The following is a 21412-nucleotide window of genomic DNA, read 5'->3' on the forward strand; positions in this document are numbered from 1 at the left end:
GCATCATGGAGGGACTCCGGCGTCCGGGGGAGGTGCCTTACGTGTCCCAGCCGCCCTATCCGTCCTGGCAGCCCTGGCAGCCCTGGCAGGGCTCCAGTGGCCCGTCGATGCTCGCCTCGCATGCCGACCGTGAGCGGGCCGTGGACGTGCTCAGAGCCGGGTACGGCGAGGGGCGGATGGAGCACGACGAGTTCGAGAAGCGGGTGGCGCGGGCGTATGCGGCGCGGACCGTGGGGGAGCTGGCGGTGCTCGTCGCCGATCTGCCTCTGGGGCCTGTGCCGCAATCTGCCGGGGTCGTGCCCGTGCCGCGGACGTTCCTGCCCGTGCCGCGGCCGCAGACGAACGGGAAGGCGGTGGCGGCCGGCGTGTGCGGGCTGCTGTGTGTGCCGACCATGGGGCTGACCGGGATTCCGGCCGTGGTGCTGGGGCACGTGGCGCGGGCCGAGATCCGCAGCCGGGGAGAGCTGGGGGACGGGCTCGCGCTGACCGGTCTCGTACTCGGGTGGTTGTCCACGGTGGGCTGGGCACTCGTCCTGGTGTTGCTGACGGTGGTGTCCATCGTGGCCGGGTGACGATCCGGCAGCAAGAAACATGCACAAATCGGATAGCCGTCATTCGAATTGAAGATCGACAACGGCCGGGGCTCTTGACATGTCCCGCATGGTGATGCGGGCGGCACCCATTTGTTTTGACCGCAGCGAATGCGATAGGTACGCTCAGACCTTGTGCCTGGGGTGTGCCCTGGCTCTCGTGCGTGCCATCAACCGCACAGCGAGCTGACACCGGCCACCGTAATCTGCGCTTATTTCTGCCTGGCGGCGGGAGTCCGCGGGATTCGACACACCCGACCGCGTGGGTCGGCGACGTTCCAGGTTAGCTTCACCATCGGCACACAGAAACCGGAGAAGTAGTGCCTACGATCCAGCAGCTGGTCCGCAAGGGCCGGCAGGACAAGGTCGAGAAGAACAAGACGCCCGCACTCGAGGGTTCCCCTCAGCGTCGTGGCGTCTGCACGCGTGTGTTCACGACCACCCCGAAGAAGCCGAACTCGGCCCTGCGTAAGGTCGCGCGTGTGCGTCTGACCAGCGGGATCGAGGTCACCGCTTACATTCCGGGTGAGGGACACAACCTGCAGGAGCACTCCATCGTGCTCGTGCGCGGCGGCCGTGTGAAGGACCTGCCGGGTGTTCGCTACAAGATCATCCGCGGCTCGCTCGACACTCAGGGTGTCAAGAACCGCAAGCAGGCCCGCAGCCGCTACGGCGCCAAGAAGGAGAAGTAAGAATGCCTCGTAAGGGCCCCGCCCCGAAGCGCCCGGTCATCATCGACCCGGTCTACGGTTCTCCTCTGGTGACCTCCCTGATCAACAAGGTGCTGCTGAACGGCAAGCGCTCCACCGCCGAGCGCATCGTCTACGGCGCCATGGAGGGCCTGCGCGAGAAGACCGGCAACGACCCGGTCATCACGCTGAAGCGCGCTCTCGAGAACATCAAGCCGACCCTCGAGGTCAAGTCCCGCCGTGTCGGTGGCGCCACCTACCAGGTCCCGGTCGAGGTCAAGCCCGGCCGTGCCAACACCCTGGCGCTGCGCTGGCTCGTCGGTTACTCCCGCGCCCGTCGCGAGAAGACCATGACCGAGCGTCTCCTCAACGAGCTTCTCGATGCCTCCAACGGCCTCGGTGCGGCCGTGAAGAAGCGCGAGGACACCCACAAGATGGCCGAGTCCAACAAGGCCTTCGCGCACTACCGCTGGTAGTCGCTACCCACATCGAGACCGAGAGAAGACTGAAGCCTTATGGCTACCACTTCACTTGACCTGGCCAGGGTCCGCAACATCGGGATCATGGCCCACATCGACGCGGGCAAGACGACCACCACCGAGCGGATCCTGTTCTACACCGGCGTTTCGTACAAGATCGGTGAGGTCCACGACGGCGCTGCCACCATGGACTGGATGGAGCAGGAGCAGGAGCGTGGCATCACGATCACCTCTGCTGCCACCACCTGTCACTGGCCGCTTGAGGACAACGACTACACCATCAACATCATCGACACCCCGGGTCACGTCGACTTCACCGTCGAGGTGGAGCGCTCCCTGCGCGTGCTCGACGGTGCCGTGACGGTGTTCGACGGTGTCGCCGGTGTTGAGCCCCAGTCCGAGACGGTGTGGCGTCAGGCGGACCGCTACGGCGTTCCGCGTATCTGCTTCGTCAACAAGCTCGACCGCACGGGTGCCGAGTTCCACCGCTGCGTCGACATGATCTCCGACCGCCTGGGCGCGCAGCCTCTGGTCATGCAGCTGCCGATCGGTGCCGAGGCGGACTTCAAGGGCGTCATCGACCTCGTGACGATGAAGGCCCTGGTCTGGTCGGCCGAGGCGACCAAGGGTGAGATGTACGACACCGTCGACATCCCGGACACCCACGCCGAGGCTGCCGAGGAGTACCGCGGCAAGCTGCTCGAGGCCGTCGCCGAGAACGACGAAGAGCTGATGGAGCTGTACCTGGAGGGCACCGAGCCCACCGTGGAGCAGCTCTACGCCGCGATCCGTCGCATCACCATCGCGTCCGGCAAGGGCGGCGGCACCACCGTCACCCCCGTGTTCTGCGGCACCGCGTTCAAGAACAAGGGCGTCCAGCCCCTGCTCGACGCGGTCGTGCGCTACCTGCCCACCCCGCTCGACGTCGAGGCCATCGAGGGCCACGACGTCAAGGACCCGGAGCAGGTCATCGTGCGCAAGCCGTCGGACGAGGAGCCCCTCGCCGCGCTCGCGTTCAAGATCATGAGCGACCCGCACCTCGGCAAGCTCACCTTCGTCCGGGTCTACTCGGGCCGCCTGCACTCCGGCACCCAGGTGCTGAACTCCGTGAAGGGCAAGAAGGAGCGCATCGGCAAGATCTACCGCATGCACGCGAACAAGCGTGAGGAGATCGAGTCGGTGGGCGCCGGCGACATCGTCGCCGTCATGGGCCTGAAGCAGACCACCACCGGTGAGACGCTGTCCGACGACAAGAGCCCGGTCATCCTGGAGTCCATGGACTTCCCGGCTCCGGTCATCCAGGTCGCCATCGAGCCCAAGTCGAAGGGCGATCAGGAGAAGCTCGGCGTCGCGATCCAGCGCCTGGCCGAGGAGGACCCGTCCTTCCAGGTCCACTCGGACGAGGAGACCGGCCAGACCATCATCGGCGGCATGGGCGAGCTGCACCTCGAGGTGCTGGTCGACCGTATGCGCCGTGAGTTCAAGGTCGAGGCCAACGTCGGCAAGCCGCAGGTCGCGTACCGCGAGACCATTCGCAAGGCCGTCGAGAAGGTCGAGTTCACCCACAAGAAGCAGACGGGTGGTACCGGCCAGTTCGCCCGCGTCATCATCGCGGTCGAGCCGATCGAGGGCGGCGACGCCTCTTACGAGTTCATCAACAAGGTGACCGGTGGCCGTGTGCCGAAGGAGTACATTCCTTCGGTGGACGCCGGTGCGCAGGAGGCCATGCAGTTCGGCATCCTCGCCGGTTACGAGATGACCGGTGTCCGCGTGACGCTGCTCGACGGTGCCTACCACGAGGTCGACTCCTCCGAGCTCGCGTTCAAGATCGCCGGTTCGCAGGCCTTCAAGGAGGCCGCGCGCAAGGCCAGCCCCGTGCTGCTCGAGCCGATGATGGCCGTCGAGGTCACCACGCCCGAGGACTACATGGGTGAGGTCATCGGCGACATCAACTCCCGCCGTGGTCAGATCCAGGCCATGGAGGAGCGGGCCGGTGCCCGCGTCGTGAAGGGCCTCGTGCCCCTTTCGGAGATGTTCGGCTACGTCGGCGACCTGCGCAGCAAGACGTCCGGCCGTGCCAGCTACTCCATGCAGTTCGACTCCTACGCCGAGGTTCCCCGGAACGTCGCCGAGGAGATCATCGCGAAGGCCAAGGGCGAGTAACGCACCGCGTCTACACGCCGTAGGCTTGACTCCGGAGCCTTGAGGGGCATTCCGCCGCAATCGTGGTGAGAATGCCCCGGGGCCCGGGCTTTCCAGCAAAGATCACCTGGCGCCGATGAGTAAGGCGTACCAGAACCACTCCACAGGAGGACCCCAGTGGCGAAGGCGAAGTTCGAGCGGACTAAGCCGCACGTCAACATCGGCACCATCGGTCACATCGACCACGGTAAGACGACCCTCACGGCCGCCATTACCAAGGTGCTGCACGACGCGTACCCGGACCTGAACGAGGCCTCGGCCTTCGACCAGATCGACAAGGCTCCTGAGGAGCGCCAGCGCGGTATCACCATCTCCATCGCGCACGTCGAGTACCAGACCGAGACGCGTCACTACGCCCACGTCGACTGCCCCGGTCACGCGGACTACATCAAGAACATGATCACGGGTGCGGCGCAGATGGACGGCGCCATCCTCGTGGTCGCCGCCACCGACGGCCCGATGCCGCAGACCAAGGAGCACGTGCTCCTGGCCCGCCAGGTCGGCGTTCCGTACATCGTCGTCGCCCTGAACAAGGCCGACATGGTGGACGACGAGGAGATCCTGGAGCTCGTCGAGCTCGAGGTCCGTGAGCTCCTCTCCGAGTACGAGTTCCCGGGCGACGACCTGCCGGTCGTCAAGGTCTCGGCGCTCAAGGCCCTCGAGGGCGACAAGGAGTGGGGCAACTCCGTCCTCGAGCTCATGAAGGCCGTGGACGAGAACATCCCGCAGCCCGAGCGTGACGTCGACAAGCCGTTCCTCATGCCGATCGAGGACGTCTTCACGATCACCGGTCGCGGTACGGTCGTCACCGGCCGTATCGAGCGTGGTGTCCTCAAGGTCAACGAGACCGTTGACATCGTGGGCATCAAGCAGGAGAAGACCACCACCACGGTCACCGGCATCGAGATGTTCCGCAAGCTGCTCGACGAGGGCCAGGCCGGTGAGAACGTCGGTCTGCTCCTCCGTGGCATCAAGCGCGAGGACGTCGAGCGCGGCCAGGTCATCATCAAGCCGGGCTCGGTCACCCCGCACACCGAGTTCGAGGCGCAGGCCTACATCCTGTCCAAGGACGAGGGTGGCCGCCACACGCCGTTCTTCAACAACTACCGCCCGCAGTTCTACTTCCGTACGACGGACGTGACCGGCGTCGTGACCCTCCCCGAGGGCACCGAGATGGTCATGCCGGGTGACAACACCGAGATGAAGGTGGAGCTCATCCAGCCCGTCGCCATGGAGGAGGGCCTGAAGTTCGCCATCCGTGAGGGTGGCCGGACCGTGGGCGCCGGCCAGGTCACCAAGATCAACAAGTAAGTCTTCGGACTGGCTTGAGGGTCGACTGACCTGAGTGGCTCGAAGGGGCTCGTACGACTTCGGTCGTGCGGGCCCTTTTGCTGTTTGTTGGTCATTGACACGGTGCGCGGCAGGTAGTCCCCGGCATGGTCGGCCGCGCACCACAGCATCTGCAACACGTCGCTGCCGTCCGGCGTCAGCAAGTCCGCACCGTCAGCCCGGGGCCTGCTCCACGCATCGTCCAGGATGCGCCGGCGGAGTCGTACGTCGTCGGGCACGAGGCCGCGTCGCCAGGGGCCGGAGTGGTCCGGTCAGGTCGGCCACGGTTCGTCGGCCGGCCACAGCAGCGGGCCGCCGATCGAGCTGTCGGCGATGGTGGGCGCACCGGCGCGGGGTGCAGTCGCACGGAGGTCCGGGCGAGTGGTGTCAGTTCAGGGAAGTGGGCTGTGACGTCGACAGGGCGCGGTGGGGTGGTGCGTGCCATGGGCAGGGAGCCTGAGCGGCGCCTCTACCGGCTCACTCCTGCGGGGCGCCGCTGTCCCGGTACAGGGGCAGGCCCTCCGTCGCGATCGTCCAGTCGGCGATGGTCACGTCTTCGCCGTAGACGAAGTCCTTGCGCGTGGCGTACCGAGGGCCGTCAGGGGTGTGGTGGATGTCGGTGAGGACGGTGCCGGTGCCGGTGCGGGGGTCGAAGAGGGCGTAGACCGGGATGCCCATGATGGGGTAGTCGCGCATCTTGGTGACCCAGTCGTTGTCCGGGTTGGAGCGGGAGACGACCTCGATGGCGGCGACCAGTGTGCGGGGGTCGAAGGAACCCGGGACGTCCATGTCCTCCAGGGCGATCACCATCACGTCGGGGCGGCGCATGATGCCCTCGGACTCGTCCTCCACATCGGGTTCGCCTGTGTGGGCCACGATCTCCTCCGGCATCACCTTTTCGAGGCGTCTGCGCAGGTGCAGGGTGGTCAGCTCGTGCGGGCCCACGGGCGCCATCATGTCGTGGACGATTCCTTCCTTGGTGACCTCGAACTTGCCGGGTAGGGAGTCGTCCGTGGTCTGGACGAAGTCCCGCATGGCCCGATACCGGTGGGAGGCGCCCTGCTGCTCGTTCTCCGAGGCGGTGGTCATGGCGCTCGCTCCTCGTCTGTGCCCAGGGGCAAGGATCGTCGCTCTCATGCTATGCGGCCTCCAGGAGACTTGATCGGCACTCGCGGCAGTGGCCGGGGGCCTGTGCGCGGAAGGCGCGGTCGCAGCCGTCGCAGGTCTGGAATCGGTGAGGGGCGGGCGGCGGGGGCGTAGCGGCGCGGAACGGGGGCGGTGGCGGTAGCTGGGCTGCGAGGCGGTGGGCCAGGAGGGCGGCCGGGCGGCGGAGGTCCTCGGGTGGGAGGGCGGTGGTCAGGGCCTGGCGTACGGCGGCAGGGGTGACGTCGCGTTCGAGCCATGCGGCGACGCCGGGGGCGAGGTGTGCGGTGTCGCGGGCGGAGAGGAGCAAGCGGGAGTCGTGGCGGCGGAGGTCCGCGAGGAGGTCCGTGGCCTGCTGGAGCAGGGTGGGGGAGGGGGAAGCGGGGTGCGGTACCGCGGGGAGAGGCTTTGCGGGGGTCCGTTTCCCCGGCGCGTGCGCTCGCCGTACCGGGGTGTGGGTGTCGGCCGCATGCCGGCCGGGCTGGTTGCAGGAGATCGTGCGGGTGATGATCCGGCCGTCGGGGACGCGTTCGCGCTCTCGCCGCAGGTAGCCGTGGGCCTCCAGCTCGCGCAGAGCCGCGGCGATACGGTTCGTGCCCTCCGGGAAGCGGGCGGTGAGGGACTTGATGTCGACTCGGGCTCCTGCTGGGAGCGACTGGATGTGCGTGCCGAGCCTGATCGCGAGCAGCGACAGCTCCGGGTGCTGGGCGAGGTGGTTGCCGATCACCGTGAAGCGGGTGGTGTGGCGGGTGTTGTCGTGAACCAGGCCGGTGTGGGGGCGTCGGTTCAGGTGGCTCTTGCCGGTTACGGGGGTGTGGGCGTGCGTGGGCACGTTAGGGTTCTGCGTATCCATCGGGAAGCTCTCTCTTCCTCGGTGGTCAGGCCCTCGCACTGGGATTGCCGTCCCGGCGAGGGCCGTCGCATGTCTGCGGTGTGTTGCGCTGAGCGTAGGGCAGGCAATGGCTCCCGAATCCAGCTGAGTTGGCGATGTTCACTCGCGTGAGTGAGGCGGCGGCCTGGGCGGGAGGGGTGGGGCTCGGTGGGGTTCTTTCCTCGTCATGGTCCTTGAGGAAGACCGCCTGCGGCACCGGGGCGCGAGGTGTTGGGACCCGGTGCTTCGGGGGTCAGAGGGTGAGTTCGGCCCAGACGGTCTTGCGTGGTGGCAGGCCCGGGGTGACGCCCCAGCGGTCGGCGAGTGCGTCGACGAGGAGCAGGCCGCGGCCGGACTCGGACTCCGGGGTGGGGAGTTGTGGTGTCGGCAGCCGGTCGTCGCGGGTGTCCGTGACCTCGATGCGGAGGGTGTCGGATACGACGTAGAGGAGCAGGCGGAAGTCGCGTCCCGGGATGCGGCCATGGGTCGCGGCGTTGGTCGACAGCTCCGCGATGAGCTGCGCCGCCGGGTCCAACGGCAGGCCCCAGGAGCGCAGTTGTTCGGTGGCCAGGAGACGGGCCAGGCGGGCGCCGCGTGGGGTGGGGGACAGCTGGATGCTGAAGTTGCGGATGAGGGTGGCGACTTCGGTGGTTTTCTGTTTCACGTCACTCAGCGTGGCGGTCCGTGCTTACTGTGAACAGTGACTCAGCGGGTGCGTACGGTAACTGTCCGGAGCTTGTCCAGTCATGTCCGGGCTGTCGGGATCAGGCGTACGGGTAGGGCGTTGGGCACGGTCGTACGACGGAAGGGTGCGGGATGACGGCGGTCGAGGCGGACGCGGGTCGGCTCAAGGGCGAGGCGGACGAGCCGGGTTGGGAGGTGGATCCGGACGACGAGTGGGGCGTCGCGGTCATCGCCACCGTCGGGCGGCAGCTGAAGCTGCGGCGGGAGGCGGTGGGGATGCGGGCCGCCGAGTTCGGGACGGCGGTCGGGTACGGCGAGGACATGGTCTACAAGATCGAGGGCGGGAAGCGGATCCCTCGGCAGGACTATCTGGTCAGGGCTGATGAGGTGCTGGGGGCGGGTGGGCTGATTGCGGCGACGTGGGAGGACGTGAAGAGGGTCCGGTATCCCAAGAAAGTTCGGGAGCTGGCCAAGTTGGAGGGGCAGGCGGTTGAGATCGGGGTGTATGAGTGCAACAGCGTCCACGGGCTGTTGCAGACGCCGGAGCATGCGCGTGCCTTGTTCGAGGCGGCGCAGCCCCCGTATTCGCCGGACGATGTGGAACGGATGGTGGCCGCCCGGATGGCCCGGCAGTCGGTCTTCGAACGCGATCCGGCCCCGTCGGTGCACTACGTCCTGGAGGAGGCGGTGCTGCGCCGACGGGTCGGGGGCACAATGGTGTGGCGACAGCAGCTCGAACACCTGCTGGAGGTGGGGCGGTTGCGTAACGTCACACTTCAGATCATGCCGACGAACACGGATGCCCACCCAGGGGTGGACGGCAAGATCGAGCTGCTGAAGTTCCCGGACGGTTCGGCGGTGGGGCGTTCCGACGGTGCGTTCAGCGGGCGGCCGACCACCGATCCGAAGCAGCTCCGCATCCTTGAGCTGCGGTATGGCACCATCCGAGCGCAGGCGCTCCCACCGCGGGAGTCGCTGGCCTTCATCGAGCAAGTGCTGGGAGAAACATGATCCGCAACGCTTCTGCCGGGGACACCTCCGAACTGACTTGGTTCAAGAGCAGCTACAGCAGTGGCACGGACGGCAACTCCTGCGTCGAAATCGCGATAGTGCCCCGCACTGTGCATGTCCGCGACTCCAAGCACACCGCAGGCCCCCGACTCGCCCTCGCGCCGGAGGCCTGGTCGGACTTCCTGGGCTCCGTCTAGCCGTCGTTCCGAAGGACGCTCACCGCACGGTCGAAAGCCGAGTCGCGCTTCTTGGCGAACTCCTCCTTGGTGAAGACCGGTTCGGTCAGGTGGGGCGGGATGCCCGTGCCGTCGTAGGTGTCGCCGGAGCGGTTGAGGAACTCCTCGTTCGGGAGGAAGGCGGTCATGCCGTTGGGCAGATTGCGTTCCATGACGTCCGAGAAGACGCCCTGCGTGGGCTGGCCGATGCGGATGGTGCGGCCCGGCCGGTCCATGAGGGCCTGGGTGAAGGTCTCGCCCGCGCTGACGGTGGAGCCTCCGGTGAGTACGGCGATGGGGCCGGTGTAGCGGGGCCCGTCGGCCGGGACGACCCGGATGGGCTCGGGGCGGGTGTGCCGGCCCGGGTCGGTGGGGTGGTTGCGGGCGCGCTTGGCGTAGGCGACGTAGGACTTGTCCGTCAGGCGCTCGGCGATGTGGATGCCGAGGGCGTCGGAGCCGCCGCCGTTGATGCGCAGGTCGGTGATCAGTCCTTTGAGCCGTTGGGTGCGGTCCTTGGTGAGGATGGTGTCCAGGGCCTTGTCGAGTTCGGCGAGGTGGGCGCCGTACGGGGCGTTCTCGGGGGTGTAGCCGGCGAAGCCGGAGATGCGGAGGTAGCCCTGGTCGGCGCTGCCGGGCAGGTCGGCGTAGGTGATGCGGCCGTTGGCGAAGTCCTGGCGGTACGGGGCGTCCTTGAGGTCGCGGTCGAGGACGAACTTCTTGACCTTGGCGTCCAGTTGCGGGGAAGGCAGTTCGGTGCCCGGCCGCATCTGGGCGAAGACTCGCTCCCCGTCCTGGACGGCGACATGGGCGTCGTAGAGGGGCCGCACCATGTCGCTGAAGATCCCGAAGAGCTCCTTGCGGGTGGTGTTCTTGCGCACCTTCGGCCGGTACCGGTCTCGGACGTCCTGCCAGTCGACGCCCTTCGCGGCGAAGAAGGGGTAGTTCTCGGCGAAGGAGTGCCACAAGACGTCGAAGGCTGTGCGGGGATCCTTCGGGGTGGGGCGTGTGCAGTCGGCGGGGAGGGCGTGGATCCGCCGCAGGGTGCGGTGGCCGACGGAGCTGTCGGCGCCGAGGGAGGCGCGGTTGTGGTTCGAGCCGGAGCGGATGGTCAGTACGGTGCCGTACGCGTTCGTGTACGCGCCCGCGCCGGTGCGCCGGGCGGTGTCGCCCTTGAGGCAGCTGACCGATGTCGTCTGGAACTCCTGGAGGGCGTCGCCGTCGAGAGAGAGGACGGTGCCGTAGCCGTCCATGCGCCAGAGGCCGTCGGTACTCGGCTTGCCGGGTGTGGCGACTGCGGGCGCGGCCGCGGCTGCGGCGAGGGCGAGGATGAGGGCGGAGGCTGTGACGGTACGCATGAGGGGTCCCCGTTTTCGTGGTCGTGGGTCACCACGGTGTCTGGGGGAGTGGGGACGGGCCATCCGGTGGGCTGGTGGACGGGGGTGGGGGCAGCCCCCGGCCGGTTCGCCGCTGCCGGGCCGTAACACTGGAGCATGACTTCAGAACCGGACCACGACGACCTCGACCTGGACGCGATCGAGGGACTGTGTGCAGCCGCGACCCCGGACCCCGTATTCGCCGCCAGGGCCAGGGAAGCGGTGCCGCGACTGGTGGCGGAAGTCAGGCGCCTGCGCTGGCTCGTCGAGTACGGGGCGTGTCCCACGGCCGGCACGACGGGCACGGAGTTCGTGCTTCCGCTCGACGAGGAGATGCTCGCGTACTTCCGTGAGATGGCGGACGTGCTGGTGGAGCGGATCGGTATCTCCCGGGCGGAGGCGGTTGCGAGGATCAACGCGTTGTACGGGACGCGGGAGTCGGCCGCCTGGGGTGTGGAGTTGATGGGCCACGAACCGCCGGAGTACTGGGCGTACGGGACCTACTACCCGGATCACCGACACCGCCTTCCGGTCGGAGACCCACTCGCCGACGCGGACATCGACTTCAGCACGCTCCCTGTGCGACCGGCCCCGCCGAAGGACTCACCGTTCTGGACGCTGGAGGAGTAGTGGCACGATGTGCGCACGAGTGATCGAGCGAACGGGGAGGCCGGCGTCATGGCCCGCTACATGGAGGCACTGACCGTCGAGAGGGGCGGTTTCCGGATCAAGGTGCCGGAGTCGTGGTGGGAGTTCGACGTACGGCCGGAGTCGCGGGACGACTCGATCCGGCGGATGGTGAACGAACGGGTGCGGCAGCGGCCGGAGTTGGAGCAGTACCGCGACACGTACGTCGACTTCCTCAAGAAGGCCGCGGCGGACGCCTGGAAGTCGGGCGCGATGTACTGCGGCTGCATGGCGGAGAGCTTCGGCGGGGACACGCCGATCACGGGCTCGGTGACCGTTTCCCTGGTGGGCGGCCGCAACGAGCGCGGTGAGCCGCTGTCGAACGACCCGTCCGTCATCGCGAGTCAGCTCGCGGTCAAGGAGGCCAAGAGGGAGGGGGACTCCTGGCGGAAGGTGACGACCGTCGACATCCCCGGAGTCGGCCCGGCGGCGCGGACGTACGGCATCGAGGACATCGCCGTACCCGGCGACGCGCTCAACCGCACGATCCGGGCTGTGCTGATGCAGACGTACATCCCCGTGCCGGGCCAGGATGGCAAGGTGGCCCTGGTCGCCGGCAGCAGCCAGGTTCTCGACCTCGCGGACTCCTTCTTCGACATCTTCGACGCGATCACGTCGACGTTCCGCTTCACGGGCTGACCTTCCTCTTCATGAGGAAGGGCGGGACATTGTCGATGAGTGACGCCTTCTCCATCCGGGTGGTCTCGGTTTCGCCGCCGGCCGGAAGCGAGGCCGGTGGTGGCGCCGTTGGCCGTATCACGGTACGGGAATTCGAAGAGAGCTTTCCCATGGACCTGACTTACTGGAGTGTGGAGAAGTACCGGGCCAGCTGGTCCCAGGCCCTGAGAGTTCTGGAACGCAGGGATGACGCTACCTCCTGCCTCATTTCATCCATCACTGATCCGTCGACCAGCAACTTCGTTTTCTGCTGGCCCCTCTACAGGTCACAGGACCTCGTCTACGTTCAGGATTCGATCATTTTCCTCGAAGGGCTCGATGAGGATTTCGATCCCGACGAGCCCTGGCGCTTCGTCGAACCTCGATCCACGGTTGCGGAAGAGGGACATGAAATCTCCGAGTGGCAGACGACAGTCGATGAGGTCAGGGACTTTCTCCACAGGGTGTGATGACAGTGGAGGCGGGCCCTGGCATGCCGATTCCTTGAGCAGGGAATCCGCCGCTGTGCGCCTGGTGATCACCTCGCGGAAGACCGACACGCTGGACAGGTGGCAGCGCGTCTTCGAGGACTGCGGAGACGCCATCTGCCAGCAGGGACTGCGGGCCGAGACTCCGGTCGACGCAGTACTCATGGCCGGAGTCTTCGCCCCCGAACGGTACGGCGGACGCCCTGGCGCCGAAGAGGCACAGATCCTGGAGAACCGGCGGGGCGACGGCTGGCACAACCTCATCATCGTGCCGCCCGGCAGGCCCATGACCAGGGACGCCCAGGGAGACTGGAAAGTCCAGGCCGCATACGCGCACATTCAACCCGCCTATTTCGCGGCGTCGCGCTCTTTCCGCGCAGTCGAGGAGTGGAATGCTCACCACGTCGAGCGGCAGATCTCCGTGGTCGAGATCAACCTCCCCCCTGATGGACATGGACAACCCGGTGGACGACTCAAGCCCGCAGTCCTTCAAGAAAGCGTTCAAGGTATATGGCGAGGGCCGCCCGGGTGACGGGTGTATGTGGCGCGAGCTCGTCGAAGCGTTCCCCTCGGCGGAACCCCGTGACCCCGTAGACCCCGGTGCCCTCGACCGCATCGAATCGGTCCTGTGCCAGCCGCTCCCGGGTGACCTCCGCGCCTTTCTTCTCGAGATCAATGGGCTGGCCGATGAATACGGCACCGACGTCATCTGGTCTGCCGAGCGGATCCTCGGCGACAATCTCGCGTTTCGCAACGACGAACAGTACAAGTCCCTGTACAGGGAGTTCGATTCGCTCATGTTCTTCGGAGGCAACGGCGAGGGAGACCAGTTCGCCTTCGTCCGGCGACCCGAGCGCCACGAGGTGTTCGTCTGGGACCATGAGACGGACAGCAGAATTCTCGTGGCGCCGAGCCTCGAGCACTATGTGCGCAGCGCGTTGGAGAGCGACGGCGAGGATTGGTATCGGTAGGGATACTGCTCATGGCGTCGGATCGTGACTGGGAAAACGGCAAGGGCCTGCTGGGCATCGACGACCCCGCCGAGTGGGATGCCGCGTGGGAGCGCGGTGAGAGTCGTCTCGGTACAGCGGCGATCGGGTTGGCGCTCCAGTGTTCACTGGAGGAGGCCTCGCCTCGGATCGTGAGGGCGACGCAGTTGCCGCACCCCGAGCAGCGGGGATACGCCTTCACTGCCGCGGGTACCGCAGCGCGACTCAACCGGGAGCTGACGCCGGAGCTGTACGCGGTGCTGCGCGTGGAGGGGCCCAAGGGCCTGGCCGAGGACGCCATCAACGACACGCTGAGCTTCGTGCCGTTCCGCAAGCTGCCGCCGTGGTTCAAGTGGCGGTGGGTGAAGGCGACGGTGCGGAACAAGCTGGAGGGCTGGTGGCTGTGGTCCGTGGACGCCGTAGGGGAGGCGTGGCGGGCTGGGCGCGGGCGTCGTTCCTGACACTGATCCTTTCCAAGCCTGGATCTGCGCCCATACGGCTTCACTTCACGGCCTGCGATGCCGCGCGACGGTTTCTCTTAGCGCGCGTCCTGGCGGCGAGTCGCGCACAGGGACCGTTCGTGGTGTCGGACCTCGCGTTTACCTCGAACGACTGTGCCCTGTAAGTTCACGTGTGCATACGGTTGTTGACGTTGGTGTGCGCGTGACGGGGGTTGCGGTATGGCGGGGCACAGGCCTTCGGACTGGCATGTCCTGGACTTGGACAAGGATCCGACGCCTGGTGATCCGCAGCGGGTGCGCACGCTCGCGAAGCATTTGCATGACTTCGCCGATGACGTCTCCGAGGCGCTGCGTCTGGTCAAGGGCATGGCGGGGGAGGGGACGCTTCTGGAGTGGGCGGGCAAGTCGGCGGATGTCTTCAAGGAGGACTTCGCGGATGTCCCGAAGAACCTCAAGAAGCTGAAGAAGTCCTACGAGATGTGCGGGGACGCGCTGGCGGACTTCTGGCCGAAGCTGGAGCGGGCGCAGTCGCTGGCGGACAAGGCGCTGCGCAAGGGCCGTGAGGCCCGGGACAGTCTCTCTACGGCTCAGTCTCGTCTGACTTCGGCGGACTCGTGGGTGACGCGGGCCGGCAAGGAGGCGGACAAGTACAAGGACGATCCGACGGGCAGTAAGTCGGATGCGGACAAGCCGGATGAGGCGAAGGTCCGCGCGGCGACGCGGGATGTGCAGCACGCCAAGTCGGCCCAGTCCAAGGCCCAGTCGGACGTCTCCGACGCGCAGGACGCGCTGGCGGCGGCGAAGAAGATGGCCGAGGACGCGCGCAAGATGCGTGATGAGGCGGCTCGTGAGGCGAAGTCGAAGATCGACGAGGCTTCGGATGCGGGTATTCAGAATCGGTCGTGGTGGGAGGAGGTCGGCGACTGGTTCGTCGACAACTGGGACACGATCGTCGCGGTGTGCAAGGTCGTCGTGGCGGTCGTCGGGATCGTGGCGATGATCATCGGGGGGCCGATCCTGGCCGCGATCGTGGTGGTAGCGGGACTCGTCGTCCTTGCCGACACGCTCTACAAGTACTCCAAAGGCCAAGCCGGGTTGCTGGATGTGGCTTTCGCCGCGATGGACTGCATACCCGGCATGAAGGGCCTGACCACCCTCGGCAAACTCGCAAAGGGCATGAAGGCGCTGGGCAAGGGCGGTCTCAAGGCCATGGCCAAGGGGCTCAAGAGCGGTCTGCGCAGAGAGGCGGACGACGCCCTGGCCAAGAGTAAACCGGCGGAGGGCCGGTGCAAGGGTGGCGACCCGGTCGACATGGTCTCCGGCGAGATGCTGATGGAGCACACCGATGTCGAGCTGCCAGGTCTCCTGCCGCTGATCGTGCGCCGCACCCATCTGTCGACCTACGCCTCGGGGCAGTGGTTCGGTCCCTCCTGGGCCTCGACACTGGACGAGCGACTGGAACTCGACGGCGGGGGCGTCCTGTTTGCCGCTGAGGACGGGATGGTGCTCCTCTATCCGGTCCCCGCCCCCGGGGAGTCGGTAGTCCCACTCGAAGGACCCCGCTGGCCCCTCGACTGGGACGGCGAGCCCGGCTCCCCGATCCGCATCACCGACCCGGCCACAGGGCGCACGCGTCACTTCACGTCGACCGTCCAACCGCCGCCCACTGCAGAGGTTTTCACTCTCCCTCTCGCCGCAGTGACCGACCGCAACGGGCATCGGATAGACATCGACCGCGATGAGCGTGGTGTCCCGGTAGCCGTACGCCACTCGGGCGGCTACCACCTGCACGTGGTCACCGACGGCGCCCGCATCACCCAGCTGCGACTGCGTGACCCGCAGGCCGGAGCCGACGGGGTCACACTGCTGCGTTACGGCTACAACTCCGACGGGCACCTCGCCGAGATCTACAACTCGAGCGACCTGCCCTACCGGCTCACCTATGACGATCGGGGACGTGTCACTTCGTGGACCGACCGCAAGGGATCCTGGTATCGCTACACCTACGACGACCAGGACAGGTGCATACGAGGTGAGGGGGCAGAGGGCTTCCTCAACTGCGCCATTTCCTACGACACCGATGCCCGCGAGACTCGCTATACGAATGCCCTCGGGCACACAACGGTCCACCGGTACAACGAGTTCCTGCAACGTACGGAAATGATCGATCCGTCGGGCCAAGCGGTTCGCACGGAGTGGGACCGATACAACCGGCCGCTGTCCTATACGGACGCGCTGGGCCATACCACCACTTTTGAGTACGACTCGCGCGGCAACCTCGTGGCCGTCACGCGTCCCGATGGTCTCCGAACGACGGCTGAGTACGACGATCTCGATCTTCCCATTCGTCTGGTCGAGGCGGACGGGGCCCTGTGGGAGCAGTCTTTCGACAGGTGTGGAAACAGGCTGAAGATCGTCGACCCATCGGGAAACTCACGCCAGTACAGCTACGACGAGCAAGGGCGTACCACCGCGGTCACCGATGTCCTCGGTCATGTGACCCGTATCGAGTGCAATGCAGCCGGACTCTCGGTCCGAGAGACCGACGCTCTCGGACACACGACCCACGCTGAACGCGACGCCTTCGGCCGCGTGGTGAGGGTCGTCGATGCCGAAGGTCGGGTCGAGGTCATGGGGTGGACTGTCGAGGGGCAGCCGGCGTGGCGACTCGCTGCCGACGGTTCCCGGGAAAGCTGGGAATGGGACGGCGAAGGAGATCTGGTCGCCCACACGGACCAGCTCGGCAGGCGGTCCCTCATCGAGACCGGCCCCTTCCACCAGCCGACCAGCCGCATCGACCGCAGCGGCAGCGAGTACCGGTTCACGTATGACTCCGAAGTGAACCTGACCGAGGTCATCAACCCTCGGGGCCAGGTTTGGAAGTACCTGTACGACTCCACCAACCGCCTGATCGCCGAAACTGATTTCGAAGGGCGCTCGCTCACCTACTCCTACGATGCGGCCGGCCGCCTGGCTCGTCGTACGGATGGCGACGGCCAGGAGACCATCTTCCTGCGCGACGAACTCGGCAGGATGGTCGAACAGCACACGGGCGACCAGGTGTCGCGCTTCACCTACGACCCGGCCGGGCGGCTGGTTCGAGCGGTGAGCGACACAAGCACCCTGGAGTGTGCCTACAACTCCTCGGGACGCTTGGTGCGCGAGGTACTGGACGGTGCTGAGACGACCTACGCCTATGACGCGCTGGGCCGTCGAACGGCACGCCGCACGCCCAGCGGAATCACCTCGACTTGGAGCTATGACGCTGTTGGCCGCCCTGCCTCCCTGCAAGCGGGAGGGCAGACGGTCACCTTCGGTTTCGACGCCCTCGGACGGGAGCGGATCCGGAAGTTCGGGTCGTTCGCCTCACTCACTCAGACTTGGGACGAGCGCGGGCACTTGGTCGGACAGGAGCTACGCGGTACCGGAGGCCGCGGCCGAGAGCTCCTGCAGAATCGCACTTACTCCTACAGGCCGGATGGTCTGCTCTCCGGAATCAGCGAACTCACCACGGGACAGCGCAGGTTCGACCTCGACGCAGTTGGCCGCGTCACAGCGGTACACGCGCGGGACTGGACGGAGAACTACGCATACGACGCTCTCGGTAACATCCAAGAGTCGACCGCGCCCTCTTCGGGGGATCGGCCGACCACGCGTGAGTACGCCGGGACGCGGCTTCGTCGATCCGGCCGTACCAGCTACGAGTACGACCAGCGGGGGCGGCCCGTCCGTGCCGTCAAGCGGCTCCTGAACGGGCAGAAGCGCGTTGCCACCTACGCCTGGGACGCGCAGGACAGGCTCACCGCTGCTGTCACGCCAGACGGCGACCACTGGCGCTACCGCTACGACCCCACGGGACGGCGCCGCGCCAAGGTGCGGTTGGGGGCCGACGGCACGGTGGTCGAGGAAACGCGGTTCACCTGGGACGGCACGCGCCTCGCCGAGCAGATCAACAGCTGTGGAGAAGCGACGACTTGGGACTACTTTTCCGGCACGCATCGCCCGCTGACGCAGATACATCGAGGGGCGGACGGCGTCCGATTCAACGGCGTGGTCACGGACACAGTCGGAGCTCCCACGGAACTCGTCGACGCCGAGGGCGCCGTGGCGTGGCATCGCAGGACCGAGCTGTGGGGCCGAGAGCTGGAGCAACGCCCAGCAAATGTGGGCTCCGACACGCCGACCGACTGCCCACTGCGGTTCCCCGGCCAGTACGCCGACGCCGAGACCGGCTGGAACTACAACCACGCCCGTTACTACGATCCCGACAACGGCCGCTATCTCACCCCCGACCCGTTGGGTCTTGCCCCGCAGCCGAATCACTACGGATACGTCCCGAACCCGTTCTGCTTCATCGATCCGCTCGGCCTGGCGCAGCCACGCGGCGGAAACGGAAGGTGGGTACGGGATCCCGATGCCCCGGAGACTCGCCACAACCGATCTTCGGAATACCCCCACAAGTACTGGGACGAGACGCACGAGGACATGGTCAGCCGGTTCACCGACGAGGGCCGTGCAGCGGGTGGTTGGCCTCTCGATCAGAATGGTAACCGCATTCCACGGGATCAGCTCACATGGCGAAACAATGCGGGTGAAGTAATTCCGGCGGATTCGAAGATCCTTACTTATGACCACAATCCGCGAGTTGTCGAACACTGGAATGAGACGGGTTACAACACGAATTATCCGGAACGTGAGGCTTGGTATAATGACACGACCGACATGGAGCCCATGACGCGGGCGGACAATGGCCGGGATGGTGCGCGCGCCCCCAGGTACCGTCAGGACACCGGGCCTAACTATTCATGCAAGGGCGCATAAGGGGAGGTCAACATGGATCCGGCTGCTGTAGTTTCGGCATTTCCCGGGGTGGAGGAGTTCGAGGGGATCCCTGATGCCTGGCACTGGTCCCCTGTGCCAGGCCTGGACTTCGCTGCAGCTCTTAGTGCTGATGGGCGCCATCTCTTCCAGGTGAATGCTCGCGACACGTACGACCAGGAACTGGTGGGTGCGCTTCTCCAGGCTGCACGCGAAAACAGTTCGCTGTTGCTGGAAAAAGGTGCGCTGCTGAGCACTCTCCAAGGCTTTCGTCACCCCGGGCGAGACTTCGAAGTCCTCGCGGCCGCACGGCCCGGGGTTCATCGCTACCATGAAGTTCAGCAGCCCGAGCTCCAGCAGGTCACATGGGCAGTCTTTCCCGGCTATGCATGTGAATTTGCGGACCCGAGCCGCTACTCACTCGAAGACGCACGGGAGAGTTTCATCCGGTTCCTCTCGCCGGCCAATCTCAACAGGGAACCCGTGCCGTTTCTCAGGCTTTGGTACGACAACACGGTCACTAAGGGGGGAACTGACGGCCCGGACGGAATCCTCGCAGCGGAGACTACGCTGTACCGGGAGATCAAACTACTTGAAGGCGCGCCGGGCAGTTTCGTCCGGTTCGAAAACTTCCGAGGGCGCGTTTTCCGTATCGAGTGGGACTCGGAGCGAACCTGGACTCTCGCCGAAGAGACGCAGGGCAGCGGTCCGGACGCTCTCGCCATTTCTGACATGTTGTCATTCGTGGAGCAGTCCCTGCGATGACGCAGCCCCGCCTGCGGGTCACCGTGGCCGACGATGAGGTCTGGGACGACCCTTCCGACTGGCAGATCAAGCGGCTTTTCGCCGGGCTCAACGCGCGTCGGCACTTCCTCGTGCTCGAGCGACTCGACGTGCCGGAGGGCGAGTTCGGGCAGCACTACCTGCAGATCGCGCTCCGTGACGATCTAACGCTGCTGCTCGAATATCGAGACGGAAGCGCCGTCGCGCACTATCGCGCGGAAGTGACCGTGCCGTCGGACCAGGGAGGCGCCGATCTGGTGATCCCTGTCATGCTGGAATGGGCCGCCCGCCGACCGGGCTGGCGTACGGCATTGCCCTGGGTGCGCTGGGACGCGGACCGGGAACGTGCCTGGGACGACCGGCCGTGAAGCCACATCAGCCGGGTGCCGGAACGATCTGCGAGTGAGCGTTCGGCAGAGGTCGGGCCGGGGCTGGTCCTGGCAGACCGAAGAAGTGCTGCGCCGCGCGGGCTGGCGCCCCGGGCGTTCGGTGCCGACCGAGACCTGGGAATCGGTCCTGCGTGAACGCGGCTCCTTCGTCGCCCACGAAGCCGCGCGCCGGTTCCTCTCCGAGTTCGGCGACCTGGTGACGTACGGATGGCCCGCCGGCTCGATCACCACCTCGTCGGCCGTCCGGAGCGGGGGCGTCCCTCTACCCGTGGGCGCGGCGGACGAGGGCGCCGGCTTCTTGGGTATCACCGAGGACCGGGCGCTCCACCTCGTGCGGGACCGCGCGGACTGCTGTCCACGACGACCGACCAGGCGCTGGACCGCTTGGTGGCAGTGCAGAGTGCCCAGTCACTCCTCTATGGGACTGGCGGGCCGGCGGCCAGGCATGCGTTCCGGCGGCGCTGGGCACCGTGGAGACCGGCCCGGACGTCAGTCGGCGCTGGTCTCTGCGGCGACAGGCCGAGTGCTGCGCCCGGCGGCTGGTTCCCGGGCTGGTCAGTCCCCACGGAGACCTGGGGAGGCGTCCTCCCGCAGACCGGTGAGTTCGAGATCCACGACGCGGCCTGGCGCTTCCTGGCAGGGTTCGGTGCTGTGGGCGTGCCCTACCGAACGAGGCACTGTAGAGACTGACCAGCAAAATCAGCCCACCGCGCCCATCTGCCGGGCATCCTTCGCCCCGACTCAGACGCACCGGAGACCGGTAAGGCGGGTTACCGCGCCGACGACCAGGCGCTGGAGGAGCTTCTGGTGGCAGGATGATCAGCCAATAATGACGAGCTTTGATATCGGAGGGACCGCGGAGCCCTGGGCCATCTTCGTTCCGCAGAGAGAGGCGGAGTTCCGTCGGCAGCTGTCCGAGCTGGAGGCGACAGGCGGGCATGTCTACCACTTCGACTCCCGCGACTTGCTGACCGAGGAGGCAGTCTGCCGTTCGTTCGCGGAGACCTTGCGCTTTTCTGGCTATTTCGGTCGGAACTGGGACGCTTTGGTGGACTGCCTGGACGACCTGTGCGGTGACGTGACAGGAGGGGTCGGGATCGTGGGCGTCATTCGCGATGCTGATCGACTCCTGGAGGCGGAACACTTCCCACTCTTCGTATCCGTCCTCTGCCAGGGCGCGGACCGCGCGAATTCGGCGGTGGACCTCGATGGATTCGCCCTGGACCGGCCGGCCATCGCCGAGCACTTCGTCTTCGAGTTCCGTGCTTTCGATCGCGACAGGATCGCCCAGAGGGTCGAGCAGCCTGACCTGACAGTCACGACGGGCGAGAGGTTCGTCGCTGCCGCTCTCCGCCCCGAGGGGTGGCGTTGACGTCAGGTCTTCCCGGCCAAGCCATGCGCTGCGCAAGCGCGGAGAAGCCACGGGCACGGGCATCGAATCCCGCTTCCGAAATGCCGTCTCGAAGCGATCGGGCGGCAGGTGGTCGACGGCGGCCCTTCGGCCGAGCAAGCCTTTCGGGCTCGTCAGGGCCGGAATGGTCCACAGCAGGAAGA

The 21412-nt window shown here is 66.6% G+C and carries 21 protein-coding genes; 17 read left to right on the forward strand and 4 right to left on the reverse strand.

The features are described from left to right. The first annotated feature begins 41 nt into the window (after window positions 1-41). The 5 genes from ACIBNA_RS00175 (at window position 42) to tuf (ending at window position 5271) form a co-directional block, all read left to right on the forward strand. Window positions 42-572, forward strand: a complete 531-nt coding sequence (locus ACIBNA_RS00175; protein WP_399163046.1) for a DUF1707 and DUF4190 domain-containing protein — start codon at window positions 42-44, stop codon at window positions 570-572. A 338-nt stretch (window positions 573-910) separates the two neighbouring features. Continuing rightward, the gene (gene rpsL, locus ACIBNA_RS00180; RefSeq protein WP_003948652.1) at window positions 911-1282 is read left to right on the forward strand and encodes a 30S ribosomal protein S12; all 372 of its coding nucleotides are present in this window, start codon (window positions 911-913) and stop codon (window positions 1280-1282) included. Between the two features lie 2 nt (window positions 1283-1284). Further along, window positions 1285-1755, forward strand: a complete 471-nt coding sequence (rpsG, locus tag ACIBNA_RS00185; RefSeq protein ID WP_003998848.1) for a 30S ribosomal protein S7 — start codon at window positions 1285-1287, stop codon at window positions 1753-1755. 39 nt (window positions 1756-1794) lie between these two features. Continuing rightward, window positions 1795-3921, forward strand: coding sequence for an elongation factor G (gene fusA, locus ACIBNA_RS00190; RefSeq protein WP_399163047.1), 2127 nt, complete (start codon window positions 1795-1797; stop codon window positions 3919-3921). 156 nt (window positions 3922-4077) lie between these two features. Beyond that, a complete protein-coding gene (gene tuf / locus ACIBNA_RS00195; RefSeq protein WP_030839706.1) occupies window positions 4078-5271 on the forward strand; it encodes an elongation factor Tu in 1194 nt (397 codons plus the stop codon). Window positions 5272-5766: 495 nt separating this feature from the next. Here tuf and ACIBNA_RS00200 read toward each other — a convergent pair whose 3' ends face one another. From ACIBNA_RS00200 to ACIBNA_RS00210, 3 genes are all read right to left on the reverse strand, one after another. Next, the gene (locus tag ACIBNA_RS00200) at window positions 5767-6378 is read right to left on the reverse strand and encodes a Uma2 family endonuclease (RefSeq protein ID WP_399163048.1); all 612 of its coding nucleotides are present in this window, start codon (window positions 6376-6378) and stop codon (window positions 5767-5769) included. Between the two features lie 49 nt (window positions 6379-6427). Beyond that, window positions 6428-7285, reverse strand: a complete 858-nt coding sequence (locus ACIBNA_RS00205) for a helix-turn-helix domain-containing protein (RefSeq protein ID WP_399163049.1) — start codon at window positions 7283-7285, stop codon at window positions 6428-6430. Window positions 7286-7556: 271 nt separating this feature from the next. Beyond that, window positions 7557-7967, reverse strand: a complete 411-nt coding sequence (locus ACIBNA_RS00210) for an ATP-binding protein (protein WP_399163050.1) — start codon at window positions 7965-7967, stop codon at window positions 7557-7559. 152 nt (window positions 7968-8119) lie between these two features. On the opposite strand from ACIBNA_RS00210, the gene ACIBNA_RS00215 reads away from it, so the two are divergent. Together ACIBNA_RS00215 and ACIBNA_RS00220 are read left to right on the forward strand one after the other, a co-directional pair. Beyond that, window positions 8120-8998, forward strand: a complete 879-nt coding sequence (locus ACIBNA_RS00215) for a helix-turn-helix domain-containing protein (protein ID WP_399163051.1) — start codon at window positions 8120-8122, stop codon at window positions 8996-8998. Further along, the gene (locus tag ACIBNA_RS00220; RefSeq protein WP_399163052.1) at window positions 8995-9195 is read left to right on the forward strand and encodes a DUF397 domain-containing protein; all 201 of its coding nucleotides are present in this window, start codon (window positions 8995-8997) and stop codon (window positions 9193-9195) included. Before ACIBNA_RS00215 ends, ACIBNA_RS00220 begins: the two co-directional genes overlap by 4 nt. On the opposite strand, the gene ACIBNA_RS00225 is transcribed toward ACIBNA_RS00220, so the two are convergent. Continuing rightward, window positions 9192-10568, reverse strand: coding sequence for a S41 family peptidase (locus ACIBNA_RS00225; RefSeq protein WP_399163053.1), 1377 nt, complete (start codon window positions 10566-10568; stop codon window positions 9192-9194). The genes ACIBNA_RS00220 and ACIBNA_RS00225 overlap by 4 nt on opposite strands. 135 nt (window positions 10569-10703) lie before the next feature. Between ACIBNA_RS00225 and ACIBNA_RS00230 the strand changes: the two genes are divergently transcribed. The 10 genes from ACIBNA_RS00230 (at window position 10704) to ACIBNA_RS00275 (ending at window position 21230) form a co-directional block, all read left to right on the forward strand. Further along, the gene (locus tag ACIBNA_RS00230) at window positions 10704-11216 is read left to right on the forward strand and encodes a hypothetical protein (protein WP_399163054.1); all 513 of its coding nucleotides are present in this window, start codon (window positions 10704-10706) and stop codon (window positions 11214-11216) included. A 48-nt stretch (window positions 11217-11264) separates the two neighbouring features. After that, window positions 11265-11912 carry a hypothetical protein gene (locus ACIBNA_RS00235; RefSeq protein WP_399163055.1) on the forward strand — a complete coding sequence of 216 codons (648 nt, stop codon included), beginning with the start codon at window positions 11265-11267 and terminating at the stop codon, window positions 11910-11912. Between the two features lie 35 nt (window positions 11913-11947). Further along, on the forward strand, window positions 11948-12400 hold the full coding sequence (locus ACIBNA_RS00240) for a hypothetical protein (protein ID WP_399163056.1): 453 nt from the start codon (window positions 11948-11950) through the stop codon (window positions 12398-12400). A gap of 55 nt (window positions 12401-12455) precedes the next feature. Then, on the forward strand, window positions 12456-12950 hold the full coding sequence (locus ACIBNA_RS00245) for a hypothetical protein (protein WP_399163057.1): 495 nt from the start codon (window positions 12456-12458) through the stop codon (window positions 12948-12950). Further along, window positions 12865-13389 (forward strand): SMI1/KNR4 family protein, encoded by a 525-nt coding sequence (locus ACIBNA_RS00250; RefSeq protein ID WP_399163058.1) that lies wholly within the window; start codon window positions 12865-12867, stop codon window positions 13387-13389. Before ACIBNA_RS00245 ends, ACIBNA_RS00250 begins: the two co-directional genes overlap by 86 nt. Window positions 13390-13400: 11 nt before the next feature. Beyond that, on the forward strand, window positions 13401-13868 hold the full coding sequence (locus ACIBNA_RS00255) for a hypothetical protein (protein ID WP_399163059.1): 468 nt from the start codon (window positions 13401-13403) through the stop codon (window positions 13866-13868). Window positions 13869-14126: 258 nt separating this feature from the next. After that, window positions 14127-18689, forward strand: coding sequence for a DUF6531 domain-containing protein (locus tag ACIBNA_RS00260; protein ID WP_399163060.1), 4563 nt, complete (start codon window positions 14127-14129; stop codon window positions 18687-18689). Window positions 18690-18701: 12 nt separating this feature from the next. After that, entirely contained in the window at window positions 18702-19451 is a 750-nt protein-coding gene (locus ACIBNA_RS00265) for a hypothetical protein (protein ID WP_399163061.1), read from the forward strand. Further along, window positions 19448-19837 carry a hypothetical protein gene (locus tag ACIBNA_RS00270; RefSeq protein WP_399163062.1) on the forward strand — a complete coding sequence of 130 codons (390 nt, stop codon included), beginning with the start codon at window positions 19448-19450 and terminating at the stop codon, window positions 19835-19837. Before ACIBNA_RS00265 ends, ACIBNA_RS00270 begins: the two co-directional genes overlap by 4 nt. Before the next feature lie 850 nt (window positions 19838-20687). Next, complete coding sequence (locus ACIBNA_RS00275) at window positions 20688-21230, forward strand: barstar family protein (RefSeq protein ID WP_399163474.1); 543 nt, start codon at window positions 20688-20690, stop codon at window positions 21228-21230. Window positions 21231-21412: the final 182 nt, after the last annotated feature.

Origin of the sequence: Streptomyces sp. NPDC050164 (assembly GCF_044459945.1) — a bacterium.
Lineage (GTDB): Bacteria > Actinomycetota > Actinomycetes > Streptomycetales > Streptomycetaceae > Streptomyces > Streptomyces coeruleorubidus_A.

What these genes read in the sequence shown, in the direction of transcription:
- ACIBNA_RS00250 (WP_399163058.1), top strand. Translation starts at nt 12,865, where the DNA reads ATGGACATGGACAACCCGGTGGACGACTCAAGCCCGCAGTCCTTCAAG.
- ACIBNA_RS00275 (WP_399163474.1), top strand. Translation starts at nt 20,688, where the DNA reads ATGACGAGCTTTGATATCGGAGGGACCGCGGAGCCCTGGGCCATCTTC.
- ACIBNA_RS00220 (WP_399163052.1), top strand. Translation starts at nt 8,995, where the DNA reads ATGATCCGCAACGCTTCTGCCGGGGACACCTCCGAACTGACTTGGTTC.
- ACIBNA_RS00230 (WP_399163054.1), top strand. Translation starts at nt 10,704, where the DNA reads ATGACTTCAGAACCGGACCACGACGACCTCGACCTGGACGCGATCGAG.
- ACIBNA_RS00205 (WP_399163049.1), bottom strand. Translation starts at nt 7,285, where the DNA reads ATGGATACGCAGAACCCTAACGTGCCCACGCACGCCCACACCCCCGTA.
- ACIBNA_RS00270 (WP_399163062.1), top strand. Translation starts at nt 19,448, where the DNA reads ATGACGCAGCCCCGCCTGCGGGTCACCGTGGCCGACGATGAGGTCTGG.
- ACIBNA_RS00240 (WP_399163056.1), top strand. Translation starts at nt 11,948, where the DNA reads ATGAGTGACGCCTTCTCCATCCGGGTGGTCTCGGTTTCGCCGCCGGCC.
- ACIBNA_RS00225 (WP_399163053.1), bottom strand. Translation starts at nt 10,568, where the DNA reads ATGCGTACCGTCACAGCCTCCGCCCTCATCCTCGCCCTCGCCGCAGCC.
- ACIBNA_RS00235 (WP_399163055.1), top strand. Translation starts at nt 11,265, where the DNA reads ATGGCCCGCTACATGGAGGCACTGACCGTCGAGAGGGGCGGTTTCCGG.
- ACIBNA_RS00255 (WP_399163059.1), top strand. Translation starts at nt 13,401, where the DNA reads ATGGCGTCGGATCGTGACTGGGAAAACGGCAAGGGCCTGCTGGGCATC.
- fusA (WP_399163047.1), top strand. Translation starts at nt 1,795, where the DNA reads ATGGCTACCACTTCACTTGACCTGGCCAGGGTCCGCAACATCGGGATC.
- ACIBNA_RS00200 (WP_399163048.1), bottom strand. Translation starts at nt 6,378, where the DNA reads ATGACCACCGCCTCGGAGAACGAGCAGCAGGGCGCCTCCCACCGGTAT.
- rpsG (WP_003998848.1), top strand. Translation starts at nt 1,285, where the DNA reads ATGCCTCGTAAGGGCCCCGCCCCGAAGCGCCCGGTCATCATCGACCCG.
- ACIBNA_RS00265 (WP_399163061.1), top strand. Translation starts at nt 18,702, where the DNA reads ATGGATCCGGCTGCTGTAGTTTCGGCATTTCCCGGGGTGGAGGAGTTC.
- ACIBNA_RS00215 (WP_399163051.1), top strand. Translation starts at nt 8,120, where the DNA reads ATGACGGCGGTCGAGGCGGACGCGGGTCGGCTCAAGGGCGAGGCGGAC.